The sequence below is a fragment of the Chryseobacterium soldanellicola genome (assembly GCF_900100115.1).
Classification (GTDB): domain Bacteria; phylum Bacteroidota; class Bacteroidia; order Flavobacteriales; family Weeksellaceae; genus Chryseobacterium; species Chryseobacterium soldanellicola.
In genome coordinates, this window is record NZ_FNKL01000001.1 from 630,939 (window position 1) to 654,836 (window position 23,898).

At 35.7% G+C, this 23,898-nt stretch carries 20 protein-coding genes and 5 tRNA genes; 13 read left to right on the plus strand and 12 right to left on the minus strand.

Going from position 1 to position 23,898, the window contains the following annotated elements; genetic code table 11:
• Positions 1-17 precede the first annotated feature (17 nt).
• Together BLT04_RS02710 and BLT04_RS02715 are read right to left on the minus strand one after the other, a co-directional pair.
• Entirely contained in the window at positions 18-656 is a 639-nt protein-coding gene (locus tag BLT04_RS02710; protein ID WP_089753431.1) for a DUF47 domain-containing protein, read from the minus strand.
• Positions 657-807: 151 nt separating this feature from the next.
• Positions 808-2,523, minus strand: coding sequence for a DEAD/DEAH box helicase (locus BLT04_RS02715; RefSeq protein WP_089753433.1), 1,716 nt, complete (start codon positions 2,521-2,523; stop codon positions 808-810).
• A 273-nt stretch (positions 2,524-2,796) separates the two neighbouring features.
• Between BLT04_RS02715 and BLT04_RS02720 the strand changes: the two genes are divergently transcribed.
• The 3 genes from BLT04_RS02720 to BLT04_RS02730 all read left to right on the plus strand — a co-directional run bounded on the left by BLT04_RS02720 (position 2,797) and on the right by BLT04_RS02730 (position 5,980).
• Positions 2,797-3,462, plus strand: coding sequence for a DUF2461 domain-containing protein (locus BLT04_RS02720; RefSeq protein ID WP_089754207.1), 666 nt, complete (start codon positions 2,797-2,799; stop codon positions 3,460-3,462).
• A gap of 235 nt (positions 3,463-3,697) precedes the next feature.
• Positions 3,698-4,492 (plus strand): FkbM family methyltransferase, encoded by a 795-nt coding sequence (locus BLT04_RS02725; protein ID WP_089753435.1) that lies wholly within the window; start codon positions 3,698-3,700, stop codon positions 4,490-4,492.
• 9 nt (positions 4,493-4,501) lie between these two features.
• Positions 4,502-5,980 (plus strand): lipopolysaccharide biosynthesis protein, encoded by a 1,479-nt coding sequence (locus BLT04_RS02730; protein ID WP_089753437.1) that lies wholly within the window; start codon positions 4,502-4,504, stop codon positions 5,978-5,980.
• Here BLT04_RS02730 and BLT04_RS02735 read toward each other — a convergent pair.
• From BLT04_RS02735 to BLT04_RS02755, 5 genes are all read right to left on the minus strand, one after another.
• Positions 5,973-7,019, minus strand: coding sequence for a hypothetical protein (locus BLT04_RS02735; RefSeq protein ID WP_089753439.1), 1,047 nt, complete (start codon positions 7,017-7,019; stop codon positions 5,973-5,975). The genes BLT04_RS02730 and BLT04_RS02735 overlap by 8 nt on opposite strands.
• A gap of 37 nt (positions 7,020-7,056) precedes the next feature.
• A complete protein-coding gene (locus BLT04_RS02740) occupies positions 7,057-7,911 on the minus strand; it encodes a glycosyltransferase family 2 protein (RefSeq protein ID WP_089753441.1) in 855 nt (284 codons plus the stop codon).
• A gap of 1 nt (position 7,912) precedes the next feature.
• Positions 7,913-8,707 carry a class I SAM-dependent methyltransferase gene (locus BLT04_RS02745; RefSeq protein ID WP_170828415.1) on the minus strand — a complete coding sequence of 265 codons (795 nt, stop codon included), beginning with the start codon at positions 8,705-8,707 and terminating at the stop codon, positions 7,913-7,915.
• 5 nt (positions 8,708-8,712) lie between these two features.
• The gene (gene aspA, locus BLT04_RS02750) at positions 8,713-10,113 is read right to left on the minus strand and encodes an aspartate ammonia-lyase (RefSeq protein WP_089754209.1); all 1,401 of its coding nucleotides are present in this window, start codon (positions 10,111-10,113) and stop codon (positions 8,713-8,715) included.
• 76 nt (positions 10,114-10,189) lie between these two features.
• Positions 10,190-11,218, minus strand: coding sequence for an N-acetylmuramoyl-L-alanine amidase (locus BLT04_RS02755; protein WP_089753445.1), 1,029 nt, complete (start codon positions 11,216-11,218; stop codon positions 10,190-10,192).
• 136 nt (positions 11,219-11,354) lie between these two features.
• Here BLT04_RS02755 and BLT04_RS02760 point away from each other — a divergent pair.
• The 10 genes from BLT04_RS02760 to BLT04_RS02805 all read left to right on the plus strand — a co-directional run bounded on the left by BLT04_RS02760 (position 11,355) and on the right by BLT04_RS02805 (position 17,504).
• Positions 11,355-11,439, plus strand: a tRNA-Ser gene (locus BLT04_RS02760).
• Between the two features lie 24 nt (positions 11,440-11,463).
• Positions 11,464-11,538: transfer RNA gene (locus BLT04_RS02765), tRNA-Pro, on the plus strand.
• Positions 11,539-11,579: 41 nt separating this feature from the next.
• Positions 11,580-11,653 (plus strand) — tRNA-Arg (locus BLT04_RS02770).
• 998 nt (positions 11,654-12,651) lie between these two features.
• On the plus strand, positions 12,652-13,434 hold the full coding sequence (locus tag BLT04_RS02775; RefSeq protein ID WP_089753448.1) for a hypothetical protein: 783 nt from the start codon (positions 12,652-12,654) through the stop codon (positions 13,432-13,434).
• Between the two features lie 33 nt (positions 13,435-13,467).
• Complete coding sequence (locus tag BLT04_RS02780; protein WP_089753450.1) at positions 13,468-14,256, plus strand: hypothetical protein; 789 nt, start codon at positions 13,468-13,470, stop codon at positions 14,254-14,256.
• 20 nt (positions 14,257-14,276) lie between these two features.
• Positions 14,277-15,047: a hypothetical protein gene (locus BLT04_RS02785; RefSeq protein ID WP_089753452.1), complete on the plus strand. Its 771-nt coding sequence runs from the start codon at positions 14,277-14,279 to the stop codon at positions 15,045-15,047.
• 462 nt (positions 15,048-15,509) lie between these two features.
• On the plus strand, positions 15,510-16,121 hold the full coding sequence (locus BLT04_RS02790) for a TetR/AcrR family transcriptional regulator (RefSeq protein WP_089753453.1): 612 nt from the start codon (positions 15,510-15,512) through the stop codon (positions 16,119-16,121).
• A 26-nt stretch (positions 16,122-16,147) separates the two neighbouring features.
• The gene (locus BLT04_RS02795; RefSeq protein WP_089753455.1) at positions 16,148-17,002 is read left to right on the plus strand and encodes a sialate O-acetylesterase; all 855 of its coding nucleotides are present in this window, start codon (positions 16,148-16,150) and stop codon (positions 17,000-17,002) included.
• A gap of 339 nt (positions 17,003-17,341) precedes the next feature.
• Positions 17,342-17,419 (plus strand) — tRNA-Pro (locus BLT04_RS02800).
• 11 nt (positions 17,420-17,430) lie between these two features.
• A tRNA-Arg gene (locus BLT04_RS02805) sits at positions 17,431-17,504 on the plus strand.
• A 168-nt stretch (positions 17,505-17,672) separates the two neighbouring features.
• Here BLT04_RS02805 and BLT04_RS02810 read toward each other — a convergent pair.
• The 5 genes from BLT04_RS02810 to BLT04_RS02830 all read right to left on the minus strand — a co-directional run bounded on the left by BLT04_RS02810 (position 17,673) and on the right by BLT04_RS02830 (position 23,892).
• Positions 17,673-18,509 (minus strand): SH3 domain-containing protein, encoded by an 837-nt coding sequence (locus BLT04_RS02810; protein WP_089753457.1) that lies wholly within the window; start codon positions 18,507-18,509, stop codon positions 17,673-17,675.
• 17 nt (positions 18,510-18,526) lie between these two features.
• Positions 18,527-19,354 carry a 50S ribosomal protein L11 methyltransferase gene (gene prmA, locus BLT04_RS02815; RefSeq protein WP_089753459.1) on the minus strand — a complete coding sequence of 276 codons (828 nt, stop codon included), beginning with the start codon at positions 19,352-19,354 and terminating at the stop codon, positions 18,527-18,529.
• A gap of 421 nt (positions 19,355-19,775) precedes the next feature.
• Positions 19,776-20,489 carry a 3-ketoacyl-ACP reductase gene (locus tag BLT04_RS02820; protein WP_089753461.1) on the minus strand — a complete coding sequence of 238 codons (714 nt, stop codon included), beginning with the start codon at positions 20,487-20,489 and terminating at the stop codon, positions 19,776-19,778.
• Positions 20,490-20,745: 256 nt separating this feature from the next.
• On the minus strand, positions 20,746-22,323 hold the full coding sequence (locus BLT04_RS02825; RefSeq protein WP_089753463.1) for a calcineurin-like phosphoesterase C-terminal domain-containing protein: 1,578 nt from the start codon (positions 22,321-22,323) through the stop codon (positions 20,746-20,748).
• Positions 22,324-22,440: 117 nt separating this feature from the next.
• The gene (locus BLT04_RS02830; protein WP_089753464.1) at positions 22,441-23,892 is read right to left on the minus strand and encodes a SusD/RagB family nutrient-binding outer membrane lipoprotein; all 1,452 of its coding nucleotides are present in this window, start codon (positions 23,890-23,892) and stop codon (positions 22,441-22,443) included.
• Positions 23,893-23,898: the final 6 nt, after the last annotated feature.

A 23,898-nucleotide genomic window follows, 5' to 3' on the forward strand; every position in this document is an offset into this window, starting at 1 on the left:
TTGTTAATTATTATTGTTTAAGCGTATTTAATCATGATATTTTCAATAGTATTGGCAACATCTTCTGCCTTGTCCGTTACTATTTCAAGATAATTAAGTACAGATGAAACTTTAATAATATTGATCGCATCGTTTGTTTCAAACAGCTCTACCATTGAGTTTGAAAGCAAATCGTCTGCAATATTTTCAATAGAATTTACTTTAATACAAGCTTCTTTTACCTGCTCCATATTTTTAAAACCTTTAAGATTTTTCATAGCATTCTGGATTTCCAGACAAGCTTTATGGATCAAAAGAGAGAAGTCTGAGTATGCCTTCATTTCAGGCGACTTGTATAGGAAAATATATTTTGTAGAAGCGTAGATATAATCTGCGATATCGTCTAATCCCGTAGCCAGCGTGTGGATATCTTCACGATCGAAAGGAGTGATGAAATTTTTCCCCAGCTCAATGAAGATTTCGTGAGTAAGCTCATCATTTTTGTGTTCGTAATCGCTCATCTTTTTCAACATAGAATCGTCATTAAGATCGAAGTCTTTGATCCCGTGGTTGAATTCCTCAGACATTGCAACTAGATTTTCTGTAACTTTTTCAAAAAGCACAAAGAAGATTTTATCTTTCGGTTGAAAAGCGTGGAAAATATTACCAATTCCCATTTTTAAGTTTTTATAATTTTGTGCAAATTTCTTAAAAAACCACCTTACCTGAAACTATATAACATTAAGTTTTGTTAACATTCCATTAATCCCTGATTATCAAATAAAAAAACCGACTTTGCAGCCGGTTTTGTATTGTGTTTGAATAAGATTAATTCGCCTCTTCGGCTCTCATATCCTTACCCTTGAATTTCATTGATTGAATATTGCCTAAAAGCTCACCTTTAAACGATTTTTCAACTTCAAAGAAAGAGAATTTCTCAAGAATCTCGATGTTTCCGATCTCAGCTCTTTTACTTCCTTTGCTTGAAGTAGCTTTGTTGATGATTTCTAAAACATCCAGCTTTTTCAACTGATCTTTTTTACCAAGATTGAAGAAAAATCTGGTCATATTTTCATCTCTCTGTCTTGGTTTTCCACCGCGGTCGCGTCTTTCTCCGCTTCTGCCGTTTCTGTCTCCTCCTCTGCTGTCACGATCTCCTCTGCTTCTGTCCCTGTCACGACCTCTGTCTCTTCTGGAACCGCCGTCATCATCTCTGCTGTTAAATTTCTGCTCAGCAAGATCATGTCTGTCTTTGTAATAAAGGGCAAGATCTTTCAACTGGAACTGAAGTAACTTATGAACCAGCTCTTCTTTTGTAAATGCTGATAAATCAGGAATTAAAGAATCATCGAATTCAAAGAAATCTTCGTGCACCTCAAAAAGGCTTTCAAAAACGCCACCTACCTGAGCTTTGATAATATCTTCTCCTGAAGGGATCGCGCTTTCTACGATCTCAATTTTAGTAGTTGATTTTATTTGTTTCAGCTTTCTGCTTTCTTCAGGCTTAATTAAAGAAATTGAAATACCGTCTTTCCCCGCTCTACCCGTTCTACCACTTCTGTGAACGAATACTTCCGGATCATCAGGTAAAGAATAATGCACAACGTGCGTCAGAGAGTTTACATCCAGTCCTCTTGCTGCCACATCCGTCGCTACAAGAATATCAATGTTTTTCAATCTGAATTTTTTCATTACCGTATCTCTCTGCGCCTGAGAAAGGTCTCCGTGAAGTGCATCTGCGGCATAACCGTTCTGCATCAGGAAATCAGCAACTTCCTGAGTTTCCATCCTTGTTCTGCAGAAAATAATGGAATACTGATTTGGGTTTGAGTCAATAAGACGCTTTAAAGCCTCTTTTTTCTGACGGTAACCTACCACATAATATTCATGCTTAATGTTTTTCTTAACCTCGTTGATAGAACCTACAGAAATTCTGTGTGGCTTTGTCAAATAGTTTTTAGAAATTCTCTCCACTTCTTTATTCATCGTTGCCGAGAATAAGAAAGTTTGTTTTGTTTCAGGAGTTTCGCTCAAAATTGTTTCCAATTCGTCTTTGAAACCCATTGAAAGCATTTCGTCTGCTTCATCTAAAACCAACCAGTGAATCGCAGAAAAATCTAAAGCTTTTCTGTTGATAAGGTCAATTACTCTACCAGGAGTTCCCACAATAATCTGTGGCTTATCCTTTAAAGAGCGCATTTGTTCCATAATACTGCTTCCACCGTAAACTGCTGTAGTTTTGATGTCTTTCATGTATTTAGAATAATTTTTTATGTCTTTTGTAATCTGAAGACATAATTCTCGTGTCGGACAAAGCACCAAAAATTGGATTTTGCGACTCGTATCGTCAATCATATCCAAAATCGGAAGCGAAAACGCTGCTGTTTTGCCTGTCCCTGTTTGCGCAAGTGCGATCAAGTCGCGAATATCTGAAAGAATAAAAGGGATAGTCTGTTTTTGGATCTCTGTCGGGCTTTCGTAACCCAGTTCGCCAACTGCCTTTAGAATGTCAGGACTTAAATTGGTTTCCGTAAATAAATTCATTAAATATTTTAAAATTTTTGCAAAGATACAACTATTATTTGGATTTTGTTTTAAACAATATTACGAATTTAATAATTTTATTTTATAAAACCATAAGCATTTTTAAATTTCAGCAGAAAAAAGACAACTTTTTTATTTTAAATTTAATAATATTTCAAATATAATTCTCATTATCAAAAAATTCATTTTCAAGACTTAAAATTAAGAATAATCAAAAAAAATCAAAATTTGAAGTCTGAATAGTTTTAATTAAATTTGATTCAAAATAAAAATATGCCTGCAACCATTTCTCCAAAAACTTTTGAATTTTTAAATAAACTGACCGTAAACAACAACCGTGAATGGTTTAATGAAAATAAAAATCTTTACACCGAATCTCAGGAAAACGTTATTTTTTTTCTTGAAGCCTTGCTTAATGAAATGAGCGAATTTGATGAAGAATTACGAAAAATTGATGCCAAAAAAGCATTATTCAGAATTTATCGGGACACAAGATTTTCAAAAGATAAAATCCCTTATAAAACCAATTTCGGAGCCTCATTGGGAATGGGAAAAGGCAGCCAGAAAGGAGGTTATTATTTACATTTAGAACCCGGAAAATCTTTTCTGGCGGGAGGAATTTACATGCCGGAATCTTCTGTTTTAAAAGAAGTCCGAAAAGAAATTTCCCTATACGGCAATGATTTTCTGAAGATCATCAACAATAAAGATTTCAAAAAATATTTTCCTGAACTTGATCAGGACGACAAGCTTAAGAAAGTTCCTCAAGGCTTTGAAAAAGAAGATCCGATGGCTGAATATTTGAAACTGAAAAGCTTTATTGTGGTTTATAATGTAAAGGATGAAGAAATTCTGGACAACAACGCAGCAAAAAATTTGACGAAAATTTTTAAGCTTATGAAGCCATTTAATGATTTTCTAAATGCACCGTTTCTTTAATTGAATAAAATTTACATCCAAATTTATCATTCTGTAGAAATTTACACTAAAATAAATAAGCCAGCTGAAATTCCTTTAGAATGATAATAAAAACCATTGGAAAAAATTTAAAAAATATTTTTCTGCAGAAAAATCAAATTTATTTCAACTTGATAATCAAACCGTTACGATTTAACCAATTTAACATTAGTTTAACATTTTTCCTTATCTTTGCAGGTCGTCAAAAACCCTAAGGATGTCTTTATATCAGATAATTGCAGAAAAGCTACAGTACATAAGTCCGAGTTTTTATAAGAAAAGATATTTTAAGAACTTACATAATCTTACGAAACAAAATTTTTCGGTGCGAAATGTGGAGCCGGAATTGGTTTGGATCAAAGAATATCTGTCAAAAAACGCTGTAATCCTGGACATTGGCGCCAATGTCGGAACTTTTCTTTATCAATTGGAGAAAAAGCTGAATCATGAAAATATTTATGCATTTGAACCTAATAAAAAGCTGTATCACCGTTTAAAAAGACTTTTTCCTACGATGAGAGTGCTTCCTTTGGCTCTTTCTGACGAAAATACAACCGCCGAATTTAAAGTTCCTGTTATTAATGGGAAAAAGATTGCTTCGCGGGGAACGCTGAACATTTCCTACAAGGAAAAAGGCGAGGAAAAAAGCTATACTGAAAAAGTAAAAGTCATTAAACTGGACGACTGGGCAGCAATTGAGCATTTTAACAGACTGGATTTCATAAAGATAGACGTTGAAGGTAATGAAATGAAAACGCTTCACGGAGCCAAGCAGATCATCCTGCAGTTTTTACCAACTTTAATGGTTGAAATGGAACAAAGACATCACGAAACTCCGATCTGGAGTGAAATTTCTGAGGTTGAAAATTGGGGATATAATGCAAATTATTTAAACAGACACACTTTTGAGCTTGAAAAACTGACGGAAGAAATACTAATAAAAAACACTAACGACGAAAAAAATAAAACAGATTACATTAACAACATAATTTTTATACCAAAAAACCTTTAAAACAAAAATATGAGTGTAGTAGCAAGGCAAGGCTTCAAATATTCCATTATTGGTTATATTGGTTTTTTGTTGGGTACCGTTTCGGCGATATTTATCTTTCCGAATGACTTTGAATTTTACGGAAAGTTACGCTACATCCTTCCCAGCGCGGAATTTCTGGTTCCGTTTGTAGTAATGGGAATTTCATATTCTAATGTGAAATTTTTTCACAAAGTAGATCAAGACGGCAAAAAACAGAATATGCTTTCATTGTCTTTGCTTACTGTTTTTGTTAATTTTCTCCTTTTCATGGTTGTTTTTTTTCTTTTACCTTATGTTTACCCCAAATTCAAATATTCTGAAGCATGGAAGGCAAAAGAAATCATTCTCCCGCTTGTTATGATCCTTTCGTTTTGTACGATTTTTAATAAATATACTTCAAATTATAAAAGAATTGTAGTTTCCAATATTTTTGATAATATTTTCCCAAAAATCGCCAATTTAGGAGCTTTTTGTCTGTTCTTTTATTTTGCATTATCTCAGCATATTGCGTTTGCATTTTTTTTCGGAATGTTTGCTTTAATGTTAATAGGATACATTTATTATACGAATAGGCTTGAAAAAATTAACCTTGACTTCAGCACAGATTATTTTAAAAAAGACGGTTTCTGGAAAAAATTTTTCAATTACAGCTTCTTCGGATTTTTAGGGACTTTTGGAAATTACCTTGCAATAAACAGCCTGATGATCGGCGAATTTATGGGCATGGAAGAGAATGGGATTTATGCTGTTCTTTACGCCTTGATTTCTTTGATTTCTATTCCGCAGTTGGGTTTATTCAACGTTTCAGCCCCGATTATCAGCCAAAATCTTGCTGACGGTGATATGGAAGGACTTGATAAATTTCATAAAAAAACGTCTTTATCTTTATATTTTTTAGGCGCGGTTTTATTCTCGTGCATTATGGTAGGATTTCCTTATTTAACGCATTTTATGCCTAAAAACGGAACCATGCTGAGAGAATATGAACCCGTTGTATGGATCTGGGGCTCAGCAGTTTTAATAGATTTAGCAACAGGATTTAACGGAAATATTATTTCGCTTTCAAAATATTATAAATTTAATATTCTGGTGATGCTTTTGTTGGCAGGTTTAACAATTGGCCTAAATCTTTATTTTATCAAAAATACAGACTTAAAACTGATCGGAATTGCTTTATCTACGGCAATTTCACTGACAACTTATAACGTTGTGAAAATCGTTTTCAATTACATCATGTTTAAAGTTTCGCCTTTGACCATTGAGATGATTTTCGTTTCAATTATCTGCACTTTAGCAATTACGGTGGCGATTGTTTTACCGAATTTCAATAATAATTTTATTAATTTAATTTATAAGCCCGCTGTTGTCTTATTATTAATCTATATTGGAAATTATTTTACGAAAATTTTTCCTGTTGAAAATTATTTGAATGCGAAATTCATTAAAAGTATTTTTAAGTTTAAGTAGAAATCAACTGATGTAAAAGCTTTTCCAACCATTCCTGGACTGTTTTTTTATTATAATCTTTCTGAAAATCAAATGCAGCATTTTTTACACTTTGAAACTGTTCCATAATATTTTCTTTTTCGGGAATAATAAAACCAAGCTTTGAAGAATAATTTGCAGGAAAAATTGCCATTTTGCTGTATTTTATTGAGTCACCTAAATTTCCGGTCATTTTAGTCATTCCATAAATTTCTTTCTGACCGAAAAATTCTGTTTCCTGCTGAATCGGACACCATAAAACATCTGCTTTTTGCATCCAACTTTCAAAATCATTTTGTGAAACTCTTTCTGCAAAATATTTAATTTCAATATTTTGAGAAAGACTTGAAGATAGTTTCTGAAGTTTTTTCAATTCATTATCTTTAGCTTTTCCAAGAAATACAAAAATAATTTTTCCAGAAGATTTTAAATTTTGAATCATCTCAAAGGTATGCTGATAATCTCTCCTTTTCTGAGAAACGCCACCCGGAATTACCACAACTAAATTCTCATCAGAAATTCTATTGAAAGTTTTACTATAAAAAAGCGGCAGGAATTTATATTTTTCAGAGGACAATTCCTGATCTAGAACTAAAAGGTTTTTTGCCTTTTTATAAACCTTTGAAGAATAGAAAAGTCCTTCTTTCCACCATAATTTTAATCTGTAAATAACATCTTCTTTAAAAATACTTTTCAATAAAGCAAACTTTGTTGCATTGGTAAAATTTATATTATGAACAATAATCGTTGTATTAAAATTTTCAATAATAGCATGAAAAGTATTAAAATAACGATGAACCGTTCCTACAATGACAAGGTCATATTTACCCGCTTTCAACTGATCGAAAATCATTGAACTGTCTGACAAAAAAATATTTTCGCCAGATTCTTTTATTTGATTTCTAATTTTTTGTGAAAAATAATAATCAACTTCAAATTCACGAGAATCCTGCATGATTTCTATAAAATCCTGTGCGACTTCTGCGTGAGTGTCTATTTCGATGTAGGCTATTTTTTTCACTTATAATTTCGATTAAAGCCAATTGGTTTTTAAAGCATTACATTTTTAACCATTTCTTTTTCAATGCATTCCAGCGTTGATCATTGATTATTTTTTGTTCGGCTTTAGAGATTTTTAATTCTAATTTTTGAGAACGGCAACTTTCGTAAGATTTAATAATTTTAAAGAAAAAAGATACAGACTTGCTTTTCATGGCCTCTTTTGAGGATGCGATATACGCCAGAAATCTGTTCAGCCCTAGAAAATAGAAGTATTTTCCGTAATAATCTGATGGTTTTACGGTGTAATCTGAACCTTTTACTTTAATTAATTTTACGTGCAATTCAGGAAGTACAACTTCTTTCCAGCCCAGATTTTCAAGCAGAATTGAATCAATATTATCCCAGCCTAAAGTCTCTCTTAATCCTCCAATTGCCAGAAAACATTCTTTTCGGTACGCTTTCATCGGACCTCGAACGTGCTGCTTATTTGAGTTTCCTTCATACACCCATTCTCCATTTTTTTCAATGTATAATAAACCTCCAGCCAGACCATATTCCGGGTTGTTTTGAAAAGCTTTTTCTATTGTTTCAAGGTAGTTTTCGGGGAGAATAATGTCTGCATCAAACTTGCAAATAATGTCAAAATCATTAATTTTCTGAGTGTCTAAGCCTTTTTTGAAAGCATTGACAACCTTTGAACCCGGCTGATGAGCAGATTTTTGAAGATTGATTGTTGTAAAACGTGAATCTTTCTCTGTAAAAACTTTTATAACTTCAGAAGTTTTATCCGTTGAGCCATCATTGACAACCATTACCTTAAAATCTTTAAACCTTTGATTTTCTAAAGATTGCAACGTAAATGAAAGGTTATTTTCCTCGTTATGTGCAGGGATAATGATTAAAAATTTCACCTTATTTTTTAATTTTCAAATTAACTTCAAATAAAAAATCCGGTTCTTTCAACCCTTCAAAAACTTTTGTTTTAAAATCTCCTTTTATAAAAACTGCACACATAGAATTGGCTACATGATACAGATCTTTGTGAAAATTTTTATGCAAACCATCCAAAATGCCTTGAAAAACTTCATATCTGATTTTTTCAGGATTAAAGGCGTAATCATGCCAGACGACAACCGAATTTTCATGAATTAAATTCTGAAAAACCTTTTCTGTATCGTTTTTCACCATTTCATAAGAATGATCGCCATCGATGAAAATAAGATCATATTTTTGGTTTAAACCTGCAAAATCAAACGTTTTTGAATTTCCTTCTAAATGAAGAATTTTAGGGTTTTTCTTTGAAATAATTCCGTGAAGTTCGCCGTATTTTTTATTTAATCCTAAAGCCAACATTTCTTCTTTAGAAAGATTAAATGTCGTGCAGTCGTCAATAACTTTAGCAACATTCCAGACACTTTCTCCTCTCCATGTTCCGATCTCGAAATAGTTTTTCTTGCCTTTTGCCAACGTTTTAAGCAATGCTAAATCTGTCGGAAGTGAGCCCCCGTCAAGAAAACAAAGATCTATCGTTTCCTCGAAATCACCTCCCAGATCAAAAAAATCGATCTGAGGCAGCGCTTCAAAATAAGGATATTTTTTTAAGAATTCTTTTTTTCTTACTTCCCTGTCGTTAAGCACAAGGTTAAGCAAACTAGGTTCATGAGCAATATTCTGAAATGCTTTGACAGTTTTTTTAATTTTACTCACAGAAATTATTTATTATGAGGTTTCAGCATGTTTTTAGGATCAAGAATTTCGTCTAATTTTTCCTGAGAAAGAATACCCTTTTCCAAGACTAAATTATATACGCTTTTTCCTGTTTCCAAAGCTTCTTTAGCGATTTGTGTAGATTGCTTATATCCGATGTAAGGGTTAAGCGCTGTAACAATTCCAATGCTGTGTTTAACCATATTTAAGCAAACTTCTTTATTGGCTGTAATTCCCACGATGCATTTGTCATGAAGGGTATCCATGGCATTACGAAGGAAATTAATATTCTCCATAATCGCATGAGAAAGAACAGGTTCCATTACGTTAAGCTGTAATTGTCCGGCTTCCGCTGCAAAAGTCACCGTCAAATCATTTCCGATCACTTTATAACAAACCTGATTAACCACTTCGGGAATCACCGGGTTAACTTTTCCCGGCATAATTGATGAACCTGGCTGCATCGGAGGTAAATTAATCTCGAAAAGTCCGGCTCTCGGCCCCGAAGACAACAATCGTAAATCGTTACAAATCTTCGAAAGCTTCACTGCAAGACGTTTCATTGCCGAAGAATAAATCACATAAGAACCAGTATCCGGCGTAGCTTCCACCAAATTTGGAGCTGAAACGATCGGGAAACCTGTAATTTGAGCTAAATTTTTCGCACAAAGTGTTGCATAGCCGACCGGAGCATTGATTCCTGTCCCGATTGCGGTTGCGCCCATATTGACTTCAACAAAAAGATCGGCGTTGTTATTTAATTTAGAAATATCTTCTTCCAGATTTGCTGCAAAAGCTTCAAATTCCTGACCTAAAGTCATCGGAACCGCGTCCTGAAGCTGAGTTCGTCCCATTTTAATAACGTCCTGAAACTCCTCTCCTTTTGCACGGAAAGCGGCAACGATTTTCTGAAGCCTTTCAACCAGCCCAACATTCATCTGCAACAATCCCATTTTGATTGCTGTAGGATACGCGTCGTTTGTGGACTGGGAAAGGTTGATATGGTCGTTTGGTGAACAAAATTCGTATTCCCCTTTATTTTTTCCTAGTTTTTCCAACACTCTGTTGGCGATCACTTCATTCGCATTCATGTTGATTGAAGTTCCTGCCCCGCCCTGAATCATATCTACAGGGAACTGCTCGTGAAGTTGCCCATTAATTAATTCATCACAAACTTCAGCAATTTTAAAATATAAATTTTCATCAAGCAAGCCTAATTCATAATTGGTTTTAGCAGCCGCTTTTTTCACGAAAGCCAATCCTTTAATAAAATCAGGATACGAAGAAAGTAGCTGACCAGAAATTTTAAAATTATTGATCGCTCTTTGAGTCTGTACTCCATAATACGCATTTACCGGAACTTCCAACTCGCCCAATAGATCGCTTTCTTTTCTGAAATCTCCCATTACAGATGTTTTTAAAGTGTTTTTTATTGTTCTTAAATAGCAAAAACGCATCTTAACTGATGCGCTTTAAAATTACTTATTTTATTGGATATTTTTGATTTAAAGCCTGCAAAATCGCCCATGTTTCGGCATCCATGATTCCGTCATAGTTTTGCGGACGGAAATGGTACTGGAAAGCTTCTATCGTTTTTTTCGTGGCATCATCCCACTGTCCGCTTACATCAAGGCCATAACCGAATTTCTGCAATGCAGTCTGGGTACTGGAAATGAATGTAGGATCATTATATTTTGTCGTGAAATCCGTAGATGTTGCCAAGTCATAATAGCTTTGTTTTGAAGCTTCATCATACCACATTCCTATCTGGTACTCGTCGTACAACTTTTTCCAAGGAAAAAATGGCCCAGGATCCTGTTTTCTGGTCGGTGCAATATCTGAGTGCGCCAAAACATTGGTCGCCGGAATCTGATATCTTGTAACAATATCTTTGGCTAAAGCTGCCACTTTTTTAACCTGATCATCGCTAAATGGTACAAATAATTTCTTACCTGTAGCATCTGCCGTGTAACCGGCGTTTACAATTTCAATCCCAATCGAATTATCATTAAGATTTTTATCATTTCTCCAAGAGCTTACTCCCGCGTGGTAAGAACGCTTATTTTCGTCAACCAATTGATAGATCTCGTTGTCACCCGTATTATTGACTAAATAGTGAGCACTCACCGCCTGCTGAGTAAGAACCGTGATCGATTTATCATCGGGTAATGCCGTATAATGCAAAATCAGGTATCTCTGTCTGAAATTCTGAGCAATAGCCGGGAAATAAGTTTTTACAACTTTATATCCAGCCGGTTTTGCAGAAACGATGGAACCATAACTTACCGTATTATCATTTTTCGTTGGATCCGAAATATTTGTAGTAAAAAATTCTACTCCGTGATCATTGGTGATTTGCGGTTTAGGTTTGTCCTGAGCTTGTGTTTTTGTTGCCGTTTTAGGCTGTATTGTAGCGGTTTTCGGCCAATAAGCCTTTTTTTTGCTGCTTTTCTGTGAAGTACAAGAAAAAGCGATAATACTTAATCCGATGATATATAATGTTTTACGCATTGGTCTATTTTTTTAATCATTTATCAGCTCAAAAATACACAAATTTTTCTTGAAAAATATTTGGTAAATAAAGAAATCTATTCTATATTTGCACTCGCAATAACGGAATAACGATCATTAAAAAATAAAGATAAAAGGAGGGTTGCCAGAGTGGTTAATGGAGCAGTTTGCTAAACTGTCGACGCGAAAGTGTCGCAAGGGTTCGAATCCCTTACCCTCCGCATTTCTTTTCTTAACAATATATTCGGGGCGTAGCGTAGTCCGGTCATCGCGCCTGGTTTGGGACCAGGAGGTCGCAGGTTCGAATCCTGCCGCCCCGACTTTTTAACGCGCTTATTAACTAGGCGAGAATCACTTTTAAGGGTGCGTAGCTCAGCTGGATAGAGCATCTGCCTTCTAAGCAGACGGTCAAAGGTTCGAATCCTTTCGCGCTCACTTAATGACACCATTAGGACAATTTAGGCCAAATGGTGTCATTTTTATAAGCTCCATATTTATCAGCATTTACAAGTTTCTACACACTATTTCTTAACCAAAATCTTCCATAATAATTATTTTTTTGCAACAAAACATCAAATAACAAGCATAAGTTAACGGGATTCGAACCATAACTTTTTAATTTCAAATTATTAGCTATCATGTTAATATAAAGAAACGGAGAAAGGATCAAACCTACAAAACACCTTCCTAAACATTTACTACAAAGTCTCCTCACCGATTTCTAAGTCAAAATTAAAAGCTACGGTTTCAGATTTTCATATTGGCTTTTATTGTTTAACTAGTTTCTAGTTTTACCAGTTTGGAGATATCAGATTTCCCCTGTCTCCTTCAATTTTCATAATACTTGTTATCAATCCTTCCTGTTTGCATCAATTACAAAAGACAAAATGGATTCATATGGCTGTCAACTGATCCGAAAAAAAAAGAATCCTAAGAAAACTCTATCCGAACACGAGTTTTAAGTTTTCATGTTTCTAGTGGAAGCTGCTGGAAATATAGAAATTTCTAATACTCTAACATTCAAATCTCTGCAGCAGGTACTTATAAAGATTGAATTTATAAAAAACTTAGGTATCAAAAACTTAATAGAGCTTTTTAAAATTTATAGAAATTTAGATTAGACAATTAATTATATTGTATATATGAAGCTACAAATCTTGTAGTTTTATTACTACAGCATGTAGTAATATTAGTACATCCTTATTGGTGTTATTAGTATTTCAATGATTAATTTTGAAAAAACAACAAAACTGATATGAAAAAATTATTACCTGATTGTAAACTCTGTAATATTTCGCATAATCACACACAAGAAGCAAATCCCCATCCTGCATTATATCAGATTATAAATAATAACATTAATAGAATATATACTCATTACCTTCCACATCTACTATTTATCTAAGCAATACTCATACTATATACATTATACAATGAAAATCAAGATTTCAATATTTCTTATCCTTCATTTCAGCACTTTAATGCTCTATTCCCAGGTTGGCATATATACAAACAACCCCCAAGGAGCTTTTCATATAGATGCAGGAAAGGATAATTCAGCTACAGGACAACCAACTGCTGCTCAACAGCACAATGATGTTATCTTTACATCACCTGGAAGGTTAGGCATAGGAAATACAAATCCTACGGCAAAGCTGGAAGTCACCAGCGGCACTACAAATGTTTCAGGTATACAATTTACAAACCTCAATGCGGCGACTCCTATTAGTGTTGGGCAGGCAATCGGGGTAGATGCTGACGGAAATATCATCACGGTGTCAAACCCGTCTCCTTCTACTATTAGCCCTTTTGAAGTAGAATCTACAGACTCTACCCCTTTCAATGTAAATGATTTGGGATGGACAGTTGTTCCCGGCACATCACAGACAGTGCCTATTCCTGTGGGCGGAAAAGCCTTGTTTATCAACTTCATGATAGGAATTGATTATTATGTAGCGCCGGCAAGCAACAGTAAAGCCTACTACACAACCAGACTCTTCATCGATGGTGTTCAAAGTACGGTTTATCAGACAACGGAAGAGTATGTAGCTGGTGCGCAGGCACAGTTTAATTTGAGTACAGTAAAATTTTTAACCGCGGGAAACCACACCATAGACGTAAGAATGAGAAGAACTTTTAACAGCACCATCACATCCGGAGCAAACCAGCCTTGTGCCCCGATTTCTATGTGCTTTAATGCTTCTTACATTAATTAAATTTACGAGTGTAAATATTTTAATTAAAAAATAATGAAAAAAATATACTTTACTATATCATTGGCAGTGTTGGGCCTATCAAATACATACGCCCAAATTGGTATAAATACCTCCAACCCGCGATCGACCTTTCATATTGACGGCGGAAAAGATAATCCTGCAACAGGCGCTCCTTCTTTAGCACAATCGAATAACGATTTTGTTGTGACATCAGCAGGAAATGTAGGCGTAGGAAACTCCAACCCGACCAATAAACTTGAAATCACCTCCGGAACACAAAATGTTTCAGGAGTAAAGCTTACCAACCTTACTTCTGTTTCTCCAACGTTAGGTACAGGCCAGCCATTGGCTGTTGATGCAAGCGGTAATGTGATAACAATAGCCAATTCGGCAGCGCCAAGCGTTGTTACCTATGAGGTAGATTCTTCATCCGGTGCAGATTTTAATGTTTCTGATCTGGCATGGACAATAATTCCGAATAGCCAGCAAACTGTTTCTATTCCGGCGGGAGGAAAATCCGTGTTTATTAATTTTATGCTGGGAATTGATTATTTAGCTTTACCCGCAAATTCAGGAGCTTCTTATTATACGGCAAGACTTTATATAGATGGAGCTCCAGCAAATGTATTTCAGACTACGCAAGAGCGTACTGCAGGAGCTCAAACGCAATATAATTTTAATACTGTAAAATTTTTAACCGCCGGAAGCCATACCCTTGACGTACGAATGAGCAGAACTTTCAATAATGGCGTTGCCTCTGGTACTGCAATGCCATGCAGGCCTATATCCATGAGCTTTAATGCTTCTTATCTGATTAATTAACTATTTTTAAATTAGAATTAATGAAAAATTATATCTACATACTTATGCTGGCTGCAGGTTCTAGCTTTCATGCTCAAATCGGTATTAATACACAAAATCCACAAGCCAGTTTCCATATCGACGGAGCAAAAGATAATCCTACCACCGGTGTTCCATCTCCAACACAAGCTGCCAATGATTTTGTTATTACTTCAGCCGGAAATATAGGAATTGGAAATATCAACCCGGCGAGTAAATTGGTGATTAACTCTGGTACGGCAAACACTTCAGGATTCAAAATAACCAATCTTACCTCTGCTACTGCGGTCGGTACCGGCCAGTTATTGGGTGTGGATGCAGGTGGTAACGTCATTGCTATAGCTAATCCTGCGCCGGCTAACGTTCAGGCATTTGAAGTAAATTCCGGTGCAAGCAATACGTTTTCCGTATCTGATGCAGCATGGACGACAGTTACGGGAACTCCACAAACCATTACGATACCTGCCGGAGGAAAGGCGCTTTTTATTAACTTCATTTTGGGGCTTCGATACTCATCTCTGGCCGCGGGGGCAGCTGCGGGATATTATACCGCGAGATTATTTATTGATGGTGCACAAACAAGGGTTTATCAGACCGCACAGGAAAGTGGCACACCTGCCCAGTTTAACTTAAGTACTGTTATATTTTTATCCGAAGGAAATCATACCATTGATGTTAGAATGAGAAGAACTGCCAACATCTCTGTTACCCCAAATTCCCCACAAGGCACAACAACTCTGTCGATCAACTTTAATGCATCTTATCTTAATTAAACGATTCTAATAACACAATATTATTCTCTCAAAATTTTTAGCTTCTCGTAAGTTAAATCTTGTTACCATTCCCAAAAACACGGCATTAAGGGCACTTCTGCCCTAGCCACTCTTCTTGCAACAGATTCAAAGAAATCAGATTCTTAAGCAACCTGTATTTGAATATGAAGAATGATGGAGAAAATATTATTATTCTTTCTAATCAATTTATTCTTTATGATAAAAACACCATCAAGCGTCATAGCTTGATGGTGTTCAGCTGAGATGGCTAACCGGATTGATTAACCAATTCTCTGAATGACTTAGCCAAAAGAGGATAATGTAAAAGCCTTGATTATAATAACTTATTAAATTCGCAATTGTCATAGAACAGGAAGTCATATTCTCCAAAATTTATTAATAGATTAAAAATAATTATTATTAAATGAATATTCATTTAATAATAATTAATACATTTGCCTTATGAGAAAACGTGACATTGGTAAGGAAATATTGGTAAAGCAAAAGGCAATGGAAATTATCGTGGAATATGGTTTGGAAGGCTTTACCATAAACAAGCTCGCAAAGGCATGTGGTATATCTGTTGGTACCCCGTATGTATATTACAAGGATAAAGATGATCTCGTAAAACGCATCGTTCTTGAAGAAGGTGCGCGAATGGAGGAAGTTGTAAATAAGGATTTTACTCCAGACATGTCTTTAGCAGAAGGCCTGAGGATTCAGTGGCAGAATAGATTTAACTACATGGAAAATAATGCACTTGCTATACGATTTCTCGACCAGGTGAGCCGCTCCTCTTATCACACTGATTTTTCGGATCAGTTTAAAGATGACAGTGACCCCTTCTTGAGCAAGTTAAAATCTAACCTCGAGCGCTTTGTAGACAATGCAGTGAAACGCGGCGAGCTTGATAACATGCCTTTTTCGGTATTTTGGCCACTTGCTTTTTCACCCTTGTATGCACTGAGACGTTTCCACGATCAGGGGCATGGCATTGACCAGGTTCCTTTTTTATTTGATGATACAATCCTTTGGATGGCTTTCGATAAGATGATCAAGGGACTTAAAAATTAAATCAGTTTACTATTAATATCACTTATATGATCAATTCATTTCTAATGATAGGCCAGTCGAATATGGCTGGCCGAGGGTTTTTACAAGATGTTAAACCGATTATTGACGAACAGATAAAAGTATTAATCAACGGCCGCTGGCAAATGATGTGGGAGCCTCTCAATACTGATCGTCCGACTTCCGGTATAAGCCTTGCGGCATCATTTGCGGCAGCGCACAGGTTATCATTCCCAACTATCGAAGTAGGCCTGATTCCTTGTGCCGAAGGTGGAAGCAGTTTGAATGAATGGGCAGTAGGCAGTGAACTTTTCGACCATGCTGTTGCCCAGGCAAAACTAGCCATGCGCAGCAGTGAGCTAAAAGGAATTTTGTGGCATCAGGGTGAAAACGATAGCTTCCAGGGGCTTTTTAAATCATACCAACAACGACTTTCTTCACTTGAAGATGCTTTTAGGAACGAGCTTGAATGCCCAGAAGTTCCATTTATTGTTGGTGGACTGGGTAATTTTTTAGCGGGAGGCCGATATGGAAAATATTTTACTGAATACAAGGACGTAGATCAGGCATTACAAAGATTTGCTGCAGCTCAAACCAATCGTTATTACGTTAGTTCCTCAGAATTAACCGCTAATCAGGATGGTCTTCATTTTAACGCTGCATCGTTAAGAAAGTTTGGTATTCGTTATTTTGAAGCCTATCGAACAAAGAAAAGCATATGGAAACCACTTGATTTTGAAGTTAATTTATTGGAGAAAATTTATGATCGTCCATTGAGCAAAAATGAACAGACAATGATTTTGGAGATCAAATTCGGTAAAGGCGAAATTTCTTTATCAAAATTAGAGGCCGAAATGCAGCTATTGGATAAGCAATTTGGGTAGGGGCTCAATGGAGATTTATTTCTGAATAAAATCATTATGGAAAAACAACCCTGTTTGGACTTGAACCATCAAAAATCTCACGCAAATTAATCCTTGGAAATCCATCTTTGTTAAATTTCTCTTTACTTACTTTAACCTTAAATAAATGCATTAATACTGATTTAACCTAATGGTTACTAGAGGGATAGAATTAACAAAATTATTAGTTTTACTATTTACAATTTTTCTGGTTGCATTTATTTTATTATTTATTTCATTTTTATTTTTATAATTCAAAAAACTACCCTATATTTGCACCCACAAAAAACGAGGTAATATTCGTTATTTAGATGGCCTAATCGGGGCGTAGCGTAGTCCGGTCATCGCGCCTGGTTTGGGACCAGGAGGTCGCAGGTTCGAATCCTGCCGCCCCGACCAATGTATTTTAAGGGTGCGTAGCTCAGCTGGATAGAGCATCTGCCTTCTAAGCAGACGGTCAAAGGTTCGAATCCTTTCGCGCTCACAAAAAACTCATAACTTTTGTTGTGAGTTTTTTTGTTTACAATTTTTTTTCATTAAACCGAAAAAATTTTCAGATATTTTAGAATCGTATAGGCATAATTAGCTATTAAAATAAAAAACCACCGTAAAAAATATACAGTGGTTTTCAATTTATAATTAAAAATATTTTCTATTTTAATTTATAAGAATTTCCGTTCCAGAGATATGTTTTCAAAGCGTGTTTTTTCTTTTCTTTGTCTTTATCATCCTTTTCCATTTCTTCCATTTTAAAGATGAAAGCATTCGGAACTCCGCCTTTATCATTCGGGAAAATAAATTCTTCAGAGTGATAATAAACATCAGCATCACCAACATTCATCAATTGAGGAAGCGCTATCAGTTTTTTATCTTTAAACAAAATATATTGATCATAAGCAGCAATTCCACAAGCCTCGCCGGAAACCGTTGCTTTTAAAGAAAATTCAACATTTTTAAGCTTGTGATTGCTTTCAATGCTGAACGTTCCAAAGCTTAAACTTTCACCTGAGCCCGTATCAAAAGAAACCTCATCGATCAAAGTATTTCCTTCTACAACTTTTACGCTTGCAATATTTTGCTTAAAATTTTGGTTAAACTGCTTATCCTTTCGGTCAACTGTTTTTGTCAGGCCGAAAAGAAAATCGTAGCCGTTTTTATTTCTGTAACCGACGGCAAGATTTCCACCCCAAAGATAACCTTCGGAGGTCTGATTTCCTTTCTGATAGGATATTTTGTACCAATTTGCAGTTCTTTCACCCAACATTAAAACCTTTTCCTCTTTTTTAATGATTATAATAGGCTGATTGGTTTGCAAAGAATCCAGGATTTGGGAATTTACATTGGGCTCTTGCCTGATCCTCGTCCAGTCCGTGAATATTTTCTGGGCTTTATTTTCTTCAAAATTAAAAATTCCATTGGCATAGACTTCTTCCTGTGCTGAAAAAATCTGAATGATTAATAAAAATAAAACAGTAAAAAAGCTTTTCATATTAATATTTTGGTGAATTATTTTTCAAGCAATAAGCTTACCCATTCTTCACGTTGAAGTTGCTTTTTCAGTTCTAATCCGTTTTCTTTGCAGACTTCTAAAATATCATCAACATCAAAAAAACACAATCCTGAAAGTAATAATTTTCCGCCATTATTTAACACTGAAACATAAGTCGGAATGTCTGAAATCAAGATATTTCTGTTGATATTCGCTAAAATAATATCGTAATTTTCTTTTCCTAAATTTTCTGCAGTTCCCAATTCAATATCCAGCTCAACATTGTTTCTTGCGGCATTTTCTTTTGAATTTTCAACTGACCATTCATCAATATCGATCGCTTTTGTATCACCGGCTCCGATTTGTTTTGCATAAATCGCCAAAACCGAAGTTCCGCAACCCATATCCAGGACTTTTTTGCCGTTGAAGTCGATATCCATCATCTGCTGGATCATCAGATGCGTTGTCGGATGATGCCCCGTTCCGAAGGACATTTTTGGCTGAATGATAATTTCATGCATTCCGGGAACAGATTCGTGAAATTCTGCTCTGATCAAAACTTTATCATCGATATTGATGGGTTCAAAATTCTTTTCCCATTCTTCATTCCAATTGATATTCGGCATTTCTGTGAAAGAATATTCGATCTTAACTTCTTCATTCTGAAAAAGTGGTAAAGCTTTCAATTCATCTTCATTAAACAAATCTTTCTGAATATATCCTAAAATACCTTCATGTTCCTCCGTGAAGCTGTCAAAACCTATCTCAATAAGCTCTGCCATCAATATATCGCTCCAGGGCTGCAGCGGAGAAATTTTGAAATCGAATTCTAAATAATTTTGCATGTGAATAATTTGTTGCAAAAATAAAGAATTAACATCACAATCTTATTAGTTAGTATTAGAGATGTCACATTGAGCGAAGTTGAAATGTCTTTTAAACGCAAAGCACACAAAGATTTATTAAAATTGGTATGTATATTTTCGTTCGCAAAGGCGTTTGACTACGTCGAATCTTCGATTTCACTCAGCAAAGAGCCGTCTAGTTGTCTGACGAAGGAAGAATCTATTTATACCCGATTATCACAATATTTTTTTGGTTTGAAACTGTATATTTAGGTTTTGGCTAAAGCCAAATATTTTGTTTATTTTAAAGAAAAGCGGGCTAAAGCCCGCTCCTATTGATATTTTAAATTTAATTATAATCAGTCTTGAATTTTAATAACTCTAATACTAACTTCTACTATCTAATTTCTAACTTCTCCCTTTATGGATTTGTCGAAAAAATCGAACCATTGGCAATTAATGCTCTTCTGTTCATTTTTAAAATATCTCTTACCCATTCTGCAAAATCTTCCGGCTGAAGAACAGTTTCAGGATTTCCGTCTGTTAAGCCGCCCTGGATGGACATATCAGAAGCAATTGTACTCGGTGTTAATGTAATAACTCTAATATTTTGCTTTCTCCATTCTGCCATCATAGATTGGGACAGCGAAACGACCGCTGCTTTTGAAGCTGCATACGCCGACATATTCGGGCCACCTTTCAAACCGGCTGTAGATGCTACATTCACGATATCTCCTTCACCTTTTTCTTTCATAAAAGGATGAACTGCTTTTGCGGCATAATAAACTCCGAAAAGATTGGTTTTAATAACCTGTTCCCAGGTTTCAGAAGGCATTTCCTCGATGGTTCCGAAGTCTCCGATTCCGGCATTATTGATTAAAATATCAATTCCTCCTAATTGTTGTGCCAGCAATTCGATTCCTGCTTTCACCTGTATTTCGTTATCGACAGAGAAAACGGCATACGCAGCATTTACACCAAGATTCTTGATTTCTTCAACCGTCATTTTCAGGTTTTCCTCATTTCTTCCGGTAATTCCAATATGTACACCTTCATTGGCCAGCGCTAAAGCAACCGCTTTCCCAAGACCTCTTCCTCCGCCAGTGATGATGGCGTTTTTTCCGTTTATATTCATTTTAATAGAATTTTTTACTTTTAAGCAAATTTACTTTTTAAACACGAATGAACAAATGTTTTGCATTAATAACACGATTTTAAAAGAGATGCTTCCACTCCGCTCAGCATGACATTGCGAATACTAACTGTTTTTATTTTTACACTTCATTTGTAACGTGTCATGCTGAGCGGAGTCGAAGCATCTCCAGATTTAGCAAAAACAAAACCGGCTCCATGTGAAGCCGGTTCTTTGAAAGTATAGTAAAAATGAAAAATTAAGGAATAAGAACCGGGTTCTGAACCTCAAATTCTTCTGATGTTGTGAACTGATTTCCATACATATCCACTGCTCTTACCTCAACTTTATGTTTTCCTAAAGAAAGCTTTTTAGGGAAAGCGCCTGTCCAGATATGTTTAGACATTTCCGGGTTTGACGGCCTCCTTCCAGGGAAAAGATTTGGGGTAACATCCCATTTGAAGACTGACATTACAAAATTCGGATCCAGCGTTTCGTCATACTCCATTGCTTCCCACTGATCGCCGTCAACCCTGTATTCTACCTTGTCTTTTTTGCTTCCCATGAAGAAATTAGCAAGGATTTTTGCAGATGTCCTTCCCGGAATTGCTTTCGGAACATATAAATTGATCTGATAATCTTCCGGTTTTCCGGCGGTTTTATATTTAACTTTATATTGATTATCATTAAAACTGATGAAAGAATATCCTTTTGCCGTACCGTCTCTCATCGTAGAAGTCGGTAATCCTGAATCGTCTGCCGTTCCGGACCACCAGTCTCCGCAAGTTGTTCCTGCATTAAACTCATGAAGGTCTTTTGAACCGTTCCAACCTGCCTGTTTTCCGTAGAAAATCTGCTGTTGAATGTGAGTGTGAGCCGATAAAATCAGGGCATTCTGAAAAGGTGTCAGATAATCAAACAATTTTTGACGGTCTGCATTTCTGAAATTATCTTCATTTTTATGCTCCAACGGAATATGGAAAGAAACGACCACCAATTTGCTTTTATCAACCAATTTAAGGTCATTTTCAACAAATTTTAACTGATCTTCACGGAAACCGCCCCAATATCCTTTTCCATCTCTCGGATCCGGATACAAAATATCATCCAAAATAATGAAGTGAACATTTCCGTAGTTGAAAGAATAATTTGCAGGCCCGAAATTCGATTCAAACGTTTCGTCTGAGAATATATCTTCTTTTGCATCGTAGTTCATATCGTGGTTACCCATTACGTTGTACCAAGGTAAACCCACTTCTTTCATTACATCGGCGTAAGGTTTTTGCAGGCTTAAATTATCTCCGACCAGGTCACCCAAACTGATTCCCAATACTGCATTTTTCTTGGTATTTTTAACTTCATTCACGATAGATCTTCTGAAATAATCCAATTCCTTTTCTGTATAAGGTTGCGGATCTCCAAAAACCAAAATATCGAAGTTTTTGCTTTCATTCTGCTTATTTAATGCAAAATTTAATTCTTTCGGCAGCTCTCCGGTTGGTGCAGTTCCTTTGTATTTAAAGTCAGAAGGTGAACCTTTTGGTTTGCACTGATAATAATATTGAGGTAAATTATTTCCGTTAACAGGCGTCATATATCCCGAAGGCTTAATTACAAAAACCGTCTGATTTTCCTGGATTGGCAAGCTGTATCTTCCGCTTTTATCCGTTAAAACCACTTGTGTTCCGTTAGAAACAGCCACTCCTTCGATTCCTTTTTCGCGGTTTTCTTTCTTAAGGTTTTTGTTGCCGTCTTCGAACACATATCCCGAAACGGAATTTTGAGAAAATGCCATTGCTGAAAGTAACAGACACGGCATTAAGAATTTTATATTCATTTTACTTTTTTAAATTGTTGTTGCCTTAATTTGTCATCCTGAAAAGAATCTCGACACCTTTATTAAAAATTTGTTTAGATTTTTCAGAATGACAAACTTTGTGGTTATCTTTTCAAATTACAAACTCCACCAGGTTTTAATATTGATATCGTCACCGCCCATCTGCTGAACAGCCGTCTGATAATTTACTGTGTTTAAAACCTTTGGATTTGGCGGATACATTAATCTTGAAGGTAAATTTCCGTTATTTAAAAGTCCACCATTGTTTGGAAGTACCGGGAAACCTGTTCTTCTTTTTTCAAACCATTGTTGCTGATCCACGAAGAATAAAGCGACATATTTTTGAAGCATAATTCTTTCTAAAGTTCCGTTGTACGCGACACTTGGATTTGTGAAATATGTTGTAGGCATGGTAGAACCCCACTGTTCGATTGTTGCTTTTACACCGTTTTCGTAATACGTCTGCGCACTTCCCTGAATAATTCCTTTGAATGCCAATTCAGATAATGTAAACTGTAATTCGGCGTAAGGATAAATCAAGATATTTAAAGGAGCTTTTGCAAGATTCTGATTCATATTCGAAGGCTGGTAAGTGAATACCGTACCGTAGGTGTATCCTGACGGAGCCCCTTTGTATCCGATATTTGCATTGGTTGCCAAATCTTTTGCCTGACCGAAAAACATAGACATTCTCGGGTCATTATTTGCTTTTAAAGTTTCCACAAAAAATGCTGAAGCAGCTCTTCCTGTCGTGAAATCCTGTGGCCTTGCGATTGGAGGAAGAAGTGGTGCAACTCCCGTAATATTTAGTTTTGCAGTTTCCGCATTGCTTTGGAAAATCGGGAAAGTTGTAGGATTGTTGATAATCTCCTGAATTCTTTCATGAACATTTACTTCTCCATTTTTCTTCAAAATTCTTGTTAATAATCTTAAAGAAAGAGAATTACAGAATTTTTTCCAGTTTACAATTCCGTTTGCATCGCTTTCCGCTTTGTAGAAAAGATCTGGTCCTGAAAGCATTTTTGTTGTTACAAAAAGTGAATTGGCAGCTTTCAGATCATCTAATAATTTAACATAAATATCTTTCTGCCTGTCAAATTTCGGCTGAGAAACCGCTTCATCCAGCTTTGAAGCTTCCGAAAACGGCACATCTCCGTAAGTATCGGTAAGATTTGAGTAAACCCAAGCGTTTAAAACCATTGCAATTGCCTGATAATTAACATCATTATCTCTTATTGCTGCTTTTTTCATGTCATTGATCTGCATCAGCCACTTATAGCTGTTATTCCAGAAGCCGGCGCCTGTATTTTCCGTTAAATAATAGCGGCTGAGGGAGTTTCCTTCGTTTGGAAAATCAAGAGAAACCTGCATGATATCGAATGTGAAATCATTTGCTCTCATATAATTAACCGCAGACATATTGTACTGAATCGGGGACAATAACTTTGAAGCCACGGGCTCGCTGATCCGGCTTTCATCAACATTTACCTCATCCAGATTTCTGTCACAAGAGACTGAAATCAGTCCAATTCCTGTAATTAATAGTATATTTAAAAGTAATTTTTTCATGATTTT